General features: G+C 69.8%; 9 protein-coding genes and 1 pseudogene. All 10 read left to right on the forward strand.

Annotation, left to right across the window (positions count from 1 at the left end):
• Nucleotides 1–182 (forward strand): hypothetical protein (locus MIC448_RS08640; protein ID WP_036298340.1); only part of this gene is annotated, 182 nt, incomplete at its 5' end.
• Complete coding sequence (locus MIC448_RS08645) at nucleotides 179–2,773, forward strand: cation-translocating P-type ATPase (protein ID WP_036298342.1); 2,595 nt, start codon at nucleotides 179–181, stop codon at nucleotides 2,771–2,773. The genes MIC448_RS08640 and MIC448_RS08645, both read left to right, overlap by 4 nt.
• A 19-nt stretch (nucleotides 2,774–2,792) precedes the next feature.
• Nucleotides 2,793–5,999 (forward strand): HAD-IA family hydrolase, encoded by a 3,207-nt coding sequence (locus MIC448_RS08650; RefSeq protein ID WP_051513456.1) that lies wholly within the window; start codon nucleotides 2,793–2,795, stop codon nucleotides 5,997–5,999.
• Nucleotides 5,999–7,645 (forward strand): AarF/ABC1/UbiB kinase family protein, encoded by a 1,647-nt coding sequence (locus tag MIC448_RS08655; protein WP_036298344.1) that lies wholly within the window; start codon nucleotides 5,999–6,001, stop codon nucleotides 7,643–7,645. The genes MIC448_RS08650 and MIC448_RS08655 overlap by 1 nt, the downstream gene beginning before the upstream one ends.
• Before the next feature lie 38 nt (nucleotides 7,646–7,683).
• Nucleotides 7,684–8,742 (forward strand): type II glyceraldehyde-3-phosphate dehydrogenase, encoded by a 1,059-nt coding sequence (locus MIC448_RS08660; protein ID WP_033107657.1) that lies wholly within the window; start codon nucleotides 7,684–7,686, stop codon nucleotides 8,740–8,742.
• 48 nt (nucleotides 8,743–8,790) lie between these two features.
• Nucleotides 8,791–9,015: a DUF2933 domain-containing protein gene (locus MIC448_RS08665; RefSeq protein ID WP_144238024.1), complete on the forward strand. Its 225-nt coding sequence runs from the start codon at nucleotides 8,791–8,793 to the stop codon at nucleotides 9,013–9,015.
• Complete coding sequence (locus tag MIC448_RS08670; RefSeq protein WP_100812072.1) at nucleotides 9,012–10,031, forward strand: DMT family transporter; 1,020 nt, start codon at nucleotides 9,012–9,014, stop codon at nucleotides 10,029–10,031. Before MIC448_RS08665 ends, MIC448_RS08670 begins: the two co-directional genes overlap by 4 nt.
• Nucleotides 10,028–11,551 carry a multicopper oxidase family protein gene (locus MIC448_RS08675; RefSeq protein WP_036298348.1) on the forward strand — a complete coding sequence of 508 codons (1,524 nt, stop codon included), beginning with the start codon at nucleotides 10,028–10,030 and terminating at the stop codon, nucleotides 11,549–11,551. Before MIC448_RS08670 ends, MIC448_RS08675 begins: the two co-directional genes overlap by 4 nt.
• Before the next feature lie 262 nt (nucleotides 11,552–11,813).
• Nucleotides 11,814–12,338, forward strand: coding sequence for a hypothetical protein (locus MIC448_RS08680; RefSeq protein WP_051513458.1), 525 nt, complete (start codon nucleotides 11,814–11,816; stop codon nucleotides 12,336–12,338).
• Nucleotides 12,331–12,856: pseudogene (locus tag MIC448_RS08685) on the forward strand (site-specific integrase); the annotation flags it as partial. The gene MIC448_RS08680 and the pseudogene MIC448_RS08685, both read left to right, overlap by 8 nt.

Consider the following 12,856-nt stretch of genomic DNA (forward strand, 5'->3'; position numbering starts at 1 on the left):
ACCACGTCCCGGGCCTTGCCGCGACCCACGCGCAGCTGCGGCAGGAACTCGTCGACGCCCGCCTGCGCGCCCGCGCCCACACCCGCGAGCACGGCACCGACATCCCCGCCGTCGCCGACTGGCGCTGGCCCCACCCCGACACCGACCTGAACCGCCCCTCCACCGCGAAGGAAATCCGATGACCGACACCAAGACCGTGACCCTGCAGGTCAGCGGCATGATCCGCGCGACCTCCAAGAACGTCACCGAAGCCCACCTCGCCCGCCAGCCGGGCGTCCTGTCCGTCGACGCGAACCCGGTCTCCCAGACCGCGACCGTCACCTACGACCCGCAGACCACCTCGGTCGCGCACCTGCAGCAGTGGGTGATCGAATGCGGCTACCACTGCGCCGGGCAGTCCGTCCCGGACCACATCTGCGACCCCGCCCACGAACCTCACGAGCACGCCGAGCACCACGACCACGCCGAGCACGATGCCCACGCCGAGCATGACGCGCACGACGGCTATCAGGAGCACGCCGAGCACGAGGGACGCGCGGTCTCCACCGGTCATGACACCCCGGCGGGGCACGAGCACCCGCACCCGGCAGCGGACCACGCGGACCACTCCGCCATGGACGCCGGCGCGCATGCCGGTCACGCTCCGGCCACCGAGGGCGGACACGATCACGGGGCTCAGCCGGCCGGCCGCAGCGCGCAGGATGTGATGGGCCACGGCGGGCATCACGGCGGCATGTCGATGGACGCGATGATCCGGGACATGCGCAACCGGTTCCTGGTCGCGTTGATCCTGTCGATCCCGATCACCTTGTGGTCCCCGATCGGCCGGGAGGTGCTCGGCTTCGAGGTGCCGGCCCCGTTCGGGCTGCGCGACGACGTGTTCATGCTGATCGTGTCGCTGCCGGTGATCTTCTACTCGGCCTGGATCTTCTTCGACGGCGCCTACCGGGCTCTGCGGGCCCGCACCCTGGACATGATGGTGCTGGTCGCGGTCGGTGTCGGCGCCGGCTGGATCTACAGCCTGGTCATCACCCTCACCGGCGGCGGCGAGGTCTTCTACGAGGCGGCGACCGTGCTGGCCACCTTCGTGCTGCTCGGCCACTGGGTCGAGATGCGCGCCCGGGGAGGTGCGAACGACGCCATCCGCCGGCTGCTGGAGCTCGCGCCCGCCCGCGCGGTCGTCCTCCGCGACGGCGAGGAGGTCGAAATCCCCACCTCCGAGGTCGTCCCCGGCGACCTCATGCTCATCCGCCCCGGCGCGAAGGTCCCCACCGACGGCGTCGTCGAGGACGGCGAGTCCGAGATCGACGAGTCGATGGTCACCGGCGAGTCCATGCCGGTCGAGAAGGCGCCCGGCTCGGAGGTGATCGGGGCGACCGTGAACACCGTCGGCACGCTCCGGGTGCGTGCCACGAAGGTCGGCGCGGACACCGCGCTGGCGCAGATCGTGAAGCTGGTGCAGGAGGCGCAGAACTCCAAGGCCCCCGGCCAGCGCCTCGCCGACCGGGCCGCGTTCTGGCTCGTTCTGCTCGCCCTCGTCGGCGGCACCCTGACCTTCCTGGTGTGGTTCCTCGCCGGGGCGGAGCTGCCGATGGCGATCCTGTTCGCGATCACCGTCGTCGTCATCACCTGCCCCGACGCCCTCGGGCTCGCCACGCCGACCGCGATCATGGTCGGCACCGGCCTGGGCGCCAAGCGTGGTGTCCTGTTCAAGAACGCCACCGGCATCGAGACCGCCGCGCACATCGACACCGTCGTGCTGGACAAGACCGGCACGCTCACCAAGGGCGAGCCGGAGGTCACCGACTACATCCCCATCGGCATGGACGACCTGGAGCTGCTCGCCCTCGCCGCGGCGCTCGAGCGGGAGTCGGAGCACCCGCTGGCCAAGGCGATCGTCACCTACGCCGAGAGCCGGAACATCCCGCGCCGCACCGCGTCCGCGTTCCGCAACGTCACCGGGCAGGGCGCGATCGCCACCGTGGACGGGAAGCAGGTGGTGCTCGGCAACGCCCGGCTGATGGCCGCGCAGGGCATCGACACCGGCCCGGTCGTCTCGCAGCAGCAGGCCCTCGCGGACGGCGGCCGCACCGCGATCATGTTCGCCGTCGACGGGCAGATCGCCGGCGTGATCGCCCTCGCCGACGCCCCCCGCGACACCGCGAAAGCCGCGATCGACGCACTCCACGAGCAGGGCATCGAGGTGGCGATGCTCACGGGCGACAACAAGCCCACCGCCGAGCGCATCGCCTCGCTGCTGGGCATCGACACCGTGATCGCCGACGTGCTCCCCGAGGACAAGTCCGCCAAGATCGCCGAGCTCCAGGCATCCGGCAAGAAGGTCGCGATGGTCGGCGACGGCGTCAACGACGCCCCCGCCCTCGCCCAGGCGGACCTCGGCATCGCGATCGGCGCCGGCACCGACGTCGCCATCGAGACCGCCGATGTCGTCCTGATGCGCTCCGACCCGCTGGACGTGGCGATCGCGCTGAAGATCGGGAAGGGCACGCTGCGGAAGATGCGGCAGAACCTCGGCTGGGCCATCGGCTACAACGCGATCGCGCTGCCGATCGCCGCCGGCGTGTTCTACCCCGCGTTCGGGATCATGCTCTCCCCGGAGATCGCCGCCATCAGCATGTCCGGCTCCAGCGTGATCGTCGCCGTCAACGCGCTCCTGCTCAAGCGGCTCCGGCTGCCCGCCCAGCAGGCCCCCGCGGCCCCGGCAGAGGCGAGCAGCCTCGCCCCGGCGTCGACGCCCGGCGGCGCCTCATGACCGGACGCGAGGCGCCGCGATGACTCCGCGGTCGGCAGAGCGCGGGACTCACCACCTCGATGCCGTCTACGACGCGGTGCTGTTCGACATGGACGGCGTGGTCACGAACACCGCCGCGATCCATGCCGCCGCGTGGAAGCAGCTGTTCGACGAGGTGCTGCGAGACCCGCGTGTGCAGGTGGACGACCCCGAGACGACCTTCGACCCGGTCGCCGACTACCGCCGCTATGTGGATGGGCGAACCCGCGAGGACGGGGTATCGGCGTACCTGACGGCCCGTGGGATCGCCCTGGACGCCGGAGATCCCGACGACCCACCAACGGCGTGGACGATCGCGGGGCTCGCGGCGCGCAAGAACGAGCTGTTCCTGGCGGAGCTGGGCACCCGCGGGCTGCGCGTCTATCCGGGCACCGTGGCGCTGCTGCATCGCCTGCGGGGCGCGGCCGTTCCGGTCGGGCTGGTCACCGCGAGCCGGAACGCGCACCAGATGCTCGCCGCCGCAGGACTGGCCGGCTGCTTCGACACCGTGGTGGACGGCCGGATCGCGCTCTCGCATCACCTGAAAGGCAAGCCGGATCCCGCCATGTTCGTCGAGGCGGCCCGGCGACTGGGTGTCGCCGCGGCCCGCACCGCGGTCGTCGAGGACTCGGTCGCCGGCGTGGCGGCCGGGAGGCGCGGAGGCTTCGGCTTCGTCGTCGGCATCGACCGCGCCGGAGCGCGGGAGCAGCTCGAGGCCGCGGGCGCCGACCTCGTCCTGGCCGATGTCGCCGAGCTCGACCTGGGCGTCTCCACCACGGATCCGTGGCAGCTGGTCTACGACGGCTTCGACCCCGCGCACGAAGGGCACCGGGAGGCGCTCACCGCGCTGGGCAACGGCTACCTGGCCACCCGGGGCGCCCGGCCCGAGCACCACGACGACGGCATCCACTATCCCGGCACCTACCTCGCCGGCGTGTACAACCGACTGGCGAGCACCATCCACGGGCGCGAGCTCGAGGAGGAGCATCTCGTCAACACTCCCAACTGGCTTCCGGTGGACCTCCGCCTCGGAGACGGGCCGTGGCTGTCCACCGGCCAGGTCGTGACGCACAGCGAACGACGCGAGCTCGACCTGCGCCGCGGCCTGGTCGTCCGCCGCGCGGTCCTCACCGCTCCGAACGGGGATCGACTCGACTTCGTGCAGACGACGTTCACCTCCCTGGACGAGCCTCACCTGGCCGTGCTGGAAACCACGCTCACCGCCCCCGACTGGAGCGGCACGGTCACCCTCCGCGCCGGGATCGACGCCGGCGTGCGCAACAGCAACGTGGCCGCGTATCTCGGATCGGACGCCACCCACCTCACGCAGCCGACGTTCCGCCAGGTCGGCGACACCACCCTCTGCGAGGTGCGGACCCGGCAGAGCCGGGTCCACATCGCCACCGCCGTCCGCTCGACCCTCACCGGAACCGACAGCGCGACCGATCACCGCATCGACACGCCATCGCAGCACACCCGGGAGCTGCGCATCCCTCTGGAGCAGGGTCGACCGGTCACCCTCACCAAGACGGCCGCGATCTACACCTCCCACGATCGGGCCATCAGCGAGCCGGGTGGTGCCGCCCTGACCCTGCTCACCGAACGCGGTGGCGACGTCGAGGCGCTGCGGGAACGCCACGCGGCGGCGTGGCGGCGACTCTGGGAACGCTTCGCGGTCACCCTGGACGCCGACACGCACAGCCGACTCATCCTGAACCTGCACGTCTTCCACCTGCTCCAGACCCTCTCGCCGCACACCGTCGAGCTCGACGCCGGGGTGCCCGCCCGCGGCCTGCACGGCGAGGGGTATCGGGGGCACGTCTTCTGGGACGAGGTGTTCGTCCTGCCCGTGATCGCTCTGCGCACGCCCGAGATCAGCCGGGCGCTGATCGACTACCGCTGGCGGCGACTGGACGCCGCCCGCGCCGCGGCGACCGCCGCCGGACTCCGCGGAGCCCTCTTCCCCTGGCAGAGCGGCAGCGACGGTCGCGAGGAGACGCCCGAGGCGCTCTACAACCCGCGCTCCGGTCGGTGGATGCCGGACAACTCCCACCGTCAACGCCACGTCGGCCTCGCCATCGCCTACAACGCCTGGCAGCACTACCAGGCCACCGGCGACCTCGAGTGGCTCGCCGAACGCGGCGGCGAGCTCATCATCGAGGTCGCCCGCCTGTTCGCCTCGCTCGCCGAGCACGACACTGCCACCGACCGCTTCCACATCGCCGGGGTGATGGGACCCGACGAGTTCCACGACGGCGCCCCGGACGCTCCCGGCAGCGGCCTGCGCGACAACACGTACACCAACGTCCTCGCCTCGTGGGTCGCCACGCGAGCGGCCCGGACACTCGCCCTGCTCCACGGGCACCGCGGCGAGGGCCTCCGCGACCGGCTCCGCGTCACCGACGAGGAGATCGCGGGGTGGGCCCGGCTCAGCACACGACTGGCGGTGGGGTTCCACCGCGACGGCATCCTCACCCAGTTCGACGGCTACGAGAGCCTGCAGGAGCTGGACTGGGACCACTACCGCGAGGAGTACGGGAACATCGGCCGGCTCGATCTCATCCTCGAGTCCGAGAACGACAGCACCAACCGGTACAAGCTCGCCAAGCAGCCCGACGTCGTCATGCTGGTCTACCTGCTCGGTCACGACGGGCTCCGGGCGCAACTCGCCACGCTCGGCTACCCGTTCTCCGAGCAGGACCTGACCCGCACGGTCGAGTACTACCTCGCCCGCACCGCCAACGGGTCGACGCTCAGCCGAGTCGTGAACGCCTCCGTCCTGGCCGGCATCGACCCGTCCCGCTCCTGGATCGCGTTCCGCGAGGCGCTGATCGCCGATCTCGACGACTCCCAGGGCGGCACCACCCGCGAAGGGATCCACCTCGGCGCGATGGCCGGCACCATCGACCTGCCCGTCCGCTCCTTCGCCGGCATGGCCCTCGGTGACGACGAGCTCGTCTTCGCCCCCCGACTGCCGCCGAACCTCACCCGGGTCGGGTTCCAGATCCGATACCGCGGCCACCTCGTCGACGTGATGCTCCGTGACCGCAGCCTGGAGCTTCGCGTGCACGCCGGCTCAGCACCCGCGATCCACGTGCGCGTCGGCGCGGTCGCCGTGCCGCTCTCGGCCGGACAGACCAAGACGTTCGCGATCGGCCCGGGCACCTCGGCCCGCGACGCGACCAACCGCGAAGGAGGCCTCGACTGATGAGCACGCATCGGAGCCGGTATCGGCGCATCGCCACCATCCTCGAGCACCACGGACTCGGGCTCGGCCTCGGGCTGCTCGGACTGGAGAAGTGGATTCCCTTCAACAAAGGCGTTCTCGGGCATGCGCGCCGGGACGAGCCCTACACCAGTCCGGAACACCTCCGACTCGCCCTCGAGGAGCTCGGACCGACCTTCATCAAACTCGGCCAGCTGCTGTCCACCCGCAACGACCTGCTGCCCGCCGCTTACCTCGCCGAGTTGGTCAAGCTTCAGGACGCCGCGCCGCCCGAGGCCTGGGAGCCGATGAAGGCGGTGATCCGCGAGGAGCTCGGCGCGGACCCCGAACAGCTCTTCGCACAGTTCGACCCGCAACCGCTGGCCGCCGCGTCGATCGGGCAGGCATACGCCGCGACCCTTCACGACGGCACCCAGGTCGTCGTGAAGGTCCGCCGACCCGGCGCGGTCGCCCAGATCCACGAAGACCTGGAGATCCTGCAGAACCTCGCCGAGCGCGCCGACAAGCGGTGGGATGCCGCCCGCCAGTACAACCTGCCGGGCATCGTCGAGGAGTTCTCCCGCACGCTGCGCGCCGAGCTCGACTATCTGCAGGAGGGCCGGAACGCGGAGCGGTTCGCCGCCGACTTCGCCGACTCACCCGACGTCGCCGTCCCTCAGGTGTTCTGGGAGACGACCACGTCACGCGTGCTGACCCTGGAACGGATGCACGGCATCCGAGTCGACGACCTGCCCGCCCTGGACGCGGCCGGCATCGACCGGAACCAGCTGGCCAGGCGAGGCGCAGACCTCATCCTCACCATGGTGTTCGAGAACCGCTTCTTCCACGCCGACCCGCACCCGGGCAACCTGTTCATCCAAACCGACGGATCCATCGCCCTCATCGACTTCGGCATGGTCGGCCAACTCGACGAAGAGGTCACCGAGCAGCTCTCCGACGTGCTGCTCGCCTTCACCCGCGGAGACTCCAACGCGCTCGCCACCGCCCTGCTCGCGCTCTCGATCACCAAGAACACCTCCGACCGCGGCGAGCTCGGCCGCTCCCTGGACGTCTTCGTGTCGCGGTATCTCGGACGCCCCCTGTCCGACATTAACCTCAGCCACCTGCTCGGAGAGCTGCTCGCCCTGCTGCGACACCACCACCTCCAGCTGCCGCAGCAGACCGCTCTGCTGTTCAAGGTCCTGATGATGGGCGAGGCACTGGCGGCACGGCTCGACCCCGAGTTCGAGATGCTGCAGGCGCTCACCCCCTTCTCGGAGCGGATCGTGCAGCGACAGTTCTCCCTCCCCGCCCTGGCGAAACGCTGGGCACAGGCATCCGCGGATGCCGGAGCACTGCTGCTCGAGCTGCCCGGAACACTCAAGCAGCTCCGGCGGGTGCTGGAGAACGGCGGCCTCGAGGTGCACCTGCGCGCGGCCGAACTGGAACCGCTCGTGGGACGGGCTGAACGGATCGGCAATCGCCTGATCGCCGGCATGATCACCGCCGCCCTGATCAACGGCATCGGCGAACTCGTCAGCGGGAACACGAGATGGCGCTCGCGGGAAGGCGTCATGATCGGCGCCGGCGCGAGCGTGGTCACCGCACTCGGCGGCTACCTGCTCTGGACCACGCGGCGACGGCGATGACCGCCGCGGCTCCCATCCCTCATCAGAAAGGCACGCACATGAACACCATTCGAGTCGGCGTCAACGGCTACGGCGTCATCGGCAAGCGCGTCGCCGACGCGGTCCTGCTGCAGTCGGACATGGACCTGGTCGGCGTCGCGGACATCGCCACCGACTGGCGGATCAAGTCCGCAGCGAACCGCCTGCCCGTGTTCGCCTCCACCATCGAGGCGCAGCAGGCCATGCGGGGCGCCGACGTGCCCGCACAGGGAGTGCTCGACGACCTTCTCGCGCAGTGCGACGTCGTCGTCGACACCACCCCCAAGCATGTGGCAGCGGGAAACCTGGAGCGCTACCGCGCCCTCGGCGTCAAGGCAGTGCTCCAAGGCGGCGAGTCCCACTCCACCACCGGCCACTCCTTCGTCGCCCAAGCCAACTACGCCAGCGCCATCGGCAGGGACAGCACCCGGGTGGTCTCCTGCAACACCACCAGCATCGTGCGGATCCTCGGCGCGCTGGATGCGGCCGGACTCCTGCTGCGCGCCCGTGGGGTGCTCATCCGCCGCGCCACCGACCCGTGGGAATCGCACCTCGGCGGGATCATGAACACGATGGTCCCAGAACCGACCATCCCCTCTCATCAGGGCCCCGACGCACAGACCGTGCTCCCCGGACTCGATGTCGTCACCATCGCCGCCAAAGGCGCCCACACGCAGACCCACAGCCACTACTGGACGCTACAACTGACCCGGGAGGCGACCCGCGACGAGGTGCTGGACGCCCTGCGCGCCGCGCCCCGCATCGCGTTCATCCGGATGTCCGATGGCCTGGTCGCCCTCAACTCCACCGTCGAGCTGATGCGCGATCTCGGCCGCCCCCGGGGAGACATGTGGGAGGTCGCCGTGTGGGAGGACCTGGTCACCGTGAACGGCAGCGAGGCCTACCTCGCCTACCAGGTCTACAACGAGGCCATCGTCGTGCCCGAGACGATCGACGCGATCCGCGCGCTGACGGGCACCGTCCCCGACGCCGCGACCTCGATCCGCCTCACCGACGAGAGCCTCGGCATGCGCCAGGACTTCCTCACACCGGCGGAGGAGCCCGACCATGACCGGTGACCACCAACCGCCCGCCGACGTCCCGGCGAAGGCGACCCGCGGCGACGGATGCCTGTGACGGCGTGGCTGATCATCGGGATCTCCGTGCTCGGGATCGCGATCTACCTGTTCATCGACCACCTTCCCCACGTCGTCGCAGTGCTGCCCTACGTCGCGATCATCGGCATGGCCGCCATGCACCTGTTCGGCCACCGCCACCACATCGGCGCCCAAGACTCGAATCATCGACGCCACGGGGGCGACAGCGGGACCGACACGCGAGAGTCGTCGTGAACACCGTCGTCCGCCCCCTCGCGGACGCCAGCCGGCACGGGCACCCCCGACCGCTGCGGATGCTGTGGGTCACGCTCGCCTGGGGGTCGTGCTTCGTCGCGATCACCGTCGGCCTGCAAGACGCCCCGCCGCTGTGGCTCGCGGCACTGAGAGCCCTCATCGCCGGGGTCGCGCTCGCAACCGTCGCCGGCATCCAGCGGGCACCTCTTCCCCGCGACCCGAAGACATGGGCACTGATCGGCTGCCTCGGACTGGTGAACATCGCCCTGGCATTCACGACGATGTTCGTCGCCGCGACCGGACTGTCGACCGGGATCGCCTCGGTGCTCGCCAACGCGCAGCCAATCCTGATCCTGCTGCCCGCGTGGTGGCTCTACCGCGAGCGTCCCACCCCCGCCGCGATCGCCGCGATCGGCCTGGGCTTCACCGGCCTACTCATCATCGTCCTTCCCTCCGGGCTCGGCACCGGAGCGTGGCTCTCACTGACCTCCGCCGCCGCGATCACCGCCGGCACCCTCATCGGCCGGATCGTGCACGCAGACGTCCGAATCGTGGCGGCAGCTCAGCTGCTCATCGGAGGTGCGATCCTCGCCGGCACCGCAGCCGTCACAGAAGGGCCGCCCACGATCGACTGGAACATCCGGTTCATCCTCACCCTGCTGTTCCTATCACTGGTCGGCACCGCCGCCACCACGGTCGCCTGGTTCACCGAGATCGGACGTGCCCGGCTCGACCTCCTCGCCGCGTGGACGCTGCTCGTGCCGGTCTTCGGGATCCTGCTGTCGCTGCTGATCCTGCGCGAGGACCCGGGCCTGTGGGGCTGGATCGGGACCGTGATCGTGCTGATCGCAATGGCGTTGCTCGCCATCGGATCCAGGCGCTCAGAGCCCTCGGCCGTCACGGCAACCGGCAATCGTGCCCCACGAGCCTCCGCCGATCATGCGACGTCCGACCCGGACGGCCTCCCTGACGAAAACCACGGCCCGCGCTCCCGGCCGGAAAGGAAACAACGATGAACCCGTCGCCCGCCCCACGCCCCCGCTTCCTCCTAACTCGGCGAGGGTTCCTCGGCGTCAGCATTGGCGCCGTCGCGACGGTCGCGCTGGCATCCTGCGCGCCGGCGGCGAACTGGGTGCAGCCCGACGGCGCCCAGGTCCAAGGCGCCGAGCGGCGCCGCGGCGGCACCGGGAAGGTCACCACCGCGACCCTCACCGCCGCCCCGACCGTGCTGGACCTAGCCGGGGCGACCGCGCCGACCTGGGCGTTCGGGTCTGTTCCGGCGCCCGTGATCCGTCTCGGCGCCGGAGACACTCTGAAGGCCACCGTCCGGAACCAGCTCGAGGCGGACACCTCCGTGCACTGGCACGGGCTCGCGCTGCGCAACGACATGGACGGCGTCCCGCCGGTCACCCAGCAGCCCATCAAGGCCGGGGCCAGTTTCGACTACGAGTTCATCGCGCCCGATCCCGGCACCTACTGGTTCCACCCCCACGTCGGGGTGCAGCTGGACCGTGGCCTGTACGGGGCGCTGATCGTCGAGGACCCCGCCGAGCCCGGCGGGTACGAGGACGAGTGGGTCATCATCCTCGACGACTGGCTCGACGGCGTCACCGCCACCCCCGACGACGTCCTTGACGAGCTGTCCGCCGGGATGGGTGACACGGGCGGGATGGGCGACATGTTCATGCGGATGGGCAACACCCTCATGGGCGCCACCTCCGATCTGCTCGGCGGCGACGCCGGCGACGTCTACTACCCCCTCTACCTCGTCAACGGGAAACCCCCCGCTGACCCCACCCAGTTCACCGGGCGGGCCGGCGAGAAGGTGCGGCTGCGGATCATCAACGCCGGCAGCGACACCGCGTTCCGCCTCGCCATCGGCGGTCACACGCTCACCATCACCCATACCGACGGCTTCCCCGTGGAACCGCTCGAAGTCGACAGCATCCTCATCGGCATGGGCGAACGCTACGACGCGACCCTCACCCTCGGCGACGGCGTGTTTCCCCTCGTCGCGCAAGCCGAAGGCAAGCGCGACCGCGGCTTCGCCGTCATCCGCACCGGCAGCGCCGCGGCAGCACCGACGGCCGATGTGAGCATCCCGGAGCTCACTAGCAGCCGGATCGGGACCGCACAGCTGCTGACGTCAGATAGCAGCGTTGCGCTGTCCTCACGGCAGCCTGATCGGACCGTGGCGATCACTCTCACCGGAGGTATGGCCGAATACGACTGGGGCATCGACGGGCGACGGTTCGATATGAATCAGCCCCTCGACGGCGCGCACGAGATCCGCGAAGGCGAACGCGTCCGGTTCACGATCACTAATGACACCGAGATGTGGCACCCATTCCATCTACACGGTCACACCTACCAGCATGAAGGTGGCGGCCCGCGGAAAGACACGTCGATCATCCTGCCCAAGCAGACCCTCACCGTCGACTTCGACGCTGACAACCCAGGTCTCTGGGTCGCCCACTGCCACAACATCTACCACGCCGAAACCGGCATGACCACTGTCATCGGCTATCGGGCGTGACCACGGCGCAACCTTCCGGAGGCCACGGAACTGGTCGTGTCGATGAACGCGTGACGGCGCCATTGATCGGACGGGATGCGGTCCCACCCCTGCGGGATCGTGACGATACCGGCCGCGGCTACGTTATTGGCCGGCCGGCCGGTCCGCCGTTGTCGGCGGTGGAGAGCGTGCGCGCCGAACGCATCCACCGCGCCGTGTTTGGGCACGCCAAGATCGTCCACGTCCTCGAGGGCGCCGCACACATTGAGGCGTCCGTCCGGGCGTGCATCCTGACGCCTGGGACGGCTCGGCACTCGTGCTGCAGCCTGGCGTGGACATCCTGCACCGCATCGAACCGCTGTGGCGCCAGATCAGCCTCGTGAACGAGACCGCGCCGCCGGAGGTCGCGACCACCCGACTGATCTCTCTGTTCTCCCGCGCCGTCGAGATTGCCCTACCGACGCAGGCAATCCTGCAAACCGCGATCCCGCACTGCATCGCCCTGCAACTGTCCGATTCGGATGATGGGGCGTGGATCACCGTCGCGGATCTCACCGCAAGCGACGGACGAGTCATCCCAGAATGGATGGCCGAAGCAGTCGTCAAGCGCGGCATGAAAGCCGAACGCCTGGACGTCATCGAAATCCTCTACGGCACCGCAGCCCTCGCCGGACTACCCCCCGTCAAAGCCGTCCAAGTCGAACTCGGCGTCCCCCACCGCACCGCCGCGGACTGGATCTACAAAGCCCGCGCCGCAGGACGCCTCGAAGGAATGAGCTACACGCCCGGCCGACAGGCGGATGGGTAGCGTCCACCCTTACAAGACGAAAGAAGGCAAGCGGTATCTCGTCCGCTTCAAGAAGCCCGATGGCCGCCAAGGCAACAAGCGCGGCTTCCGTACCAAGTTCGACGCCGAAGAGTTCCTCGCAACTGTCACCGTATCGATCTCAAGCAGCCAATTTATCGATCCGGTCGACGGCAAGATCACGATCGACGAGCTCGGCACAACCTGGCTGCAGGACCAGGCCGCGGTACTGAAGCCTTCCTCCTACCACCCACTCCAGTCCGTGTGGCGGGTCCACGTGCAACCGCGCTGGGGCCGGGTGCAGATCGGTGCCGTGCGCTACAGCGATGTGCGGTCGTGGGTCACCACGCTCGCCGGCAAGCGGGGCGCGACCACCGTCATCAGGGCGTACGGCATCCTCTCCTCGATCCTCGACATCGCCGTGCGCGATCGGCGCATTCCCGAGAACCCCGCGCGCGGCATCCGGTTACCGAAGAAGCGCGCGAAGCGGCGGGTTTACCTGACTCACACGCAGGTGGACC

This window comes from Microbacterium sp. C448, from assembly GCF_000582705.2.
GTDB lineage: Bacteria > Actinomycetota > Actinomycetes > Actinomycetales > Microbacteriaceae > Microbacterium > Microbacterium lacus_A.

Bases quoted from the DNA above. Each gene is read 5' to 3' on its own strand.
- MIC448_RS08645 (WP_036298342.1), top strand. From the start codon at position 179: ATGACCGACACCAAGACCGTGACCCTGCAGGTCAGCGGCATGATCCGC.
- MIC448_RS08665 (WP_144238024.1), top strand. From the start codon at position 8,791: ATGCCTGTGACGGCGTGGCTGATCATCGGGATCTCCGTGCTCGGGATC.
- MIC448_RS08660 (WP_033107657.1), top strand. From the start codon at position 7,684: ATGAACACCATTCGAGTCGGCGTCAACGGCTACGGCGTCATCGGCAAG.
- MIC448_RS08650 (WP_051513456.1), top strand. From the start codon at position 2,793: ATGACTCCGCGGTCGGCAGAGCGCGGGACTCACCACCTCGATGCCGTC.
- MIC448_RS08655 (WP_036298344.1), top strand. From the start codon at position 5,999: ATGAGCACGCATCGGAGCCGGTATCGGCGCATCGCCACCATCCTCGAG.
- MIC448_RS08675 (WP_036298348.1), top strand. From the start codon at position 10,028: ATGAACCCGTCGCCCGCCCCACGCCCCCGCTTCCTCCTAACTCGGCGA.